This is a genomic window from Pseudoduganella buxea (assembly GCF_009720835.1).
Classification (GTDB): domain Bacteria; phylum Pseudomonadota; class Gammaproteobacteria; order Burkholderiales; family Burkholderiaceae_D; genus Rugamonas; species Rugamonas buxea.
In genome coordinates this window covers 1-255 of sequence record NZ_WNKZ01000330.1, presented here as the reverse complement: position 1 = coordinate 255, position 255 = coordinate 1, and the positions used below count along the sequence as shown (strand labels likewise).

Annotated in this window: 1 protein-coding gene; it reads left to right on the top strand. The window is 71.4% G+C overall.

The features are described 5' to 3' along the window. A partial coding sequence (locus GM672_RS30325; RefSeq protein WP_170300299.1) for a hypothetical protein occupies positions 1 to 255 on the top strand: 255 nt, incomplete at both ends.

Sequence of the window (255 nt, the reverse complement as noted above, 5' to 3'; positions counted from 1 at the left end):
CGACGCCGACACCGGCCGCATCCGCGCGCTGTGGGAAATCCGGGACGGCAAGCTGGTGCGCCAGCTGGCCGCCTACGACCACGACGAGCACGGCGACCTGGTCCGCGCACAGGACGAAAACGCCGCCGCCTGGCACTACCAGTACGACCGCCACCTCGTCACCCGCTACACGGACCGCACCGGGCGCGGCATGAACCTCGCCTACGACGCCCACGCCAGGGCAGTCCGCGAGTGGGCCGATGATGGCAGCCACGA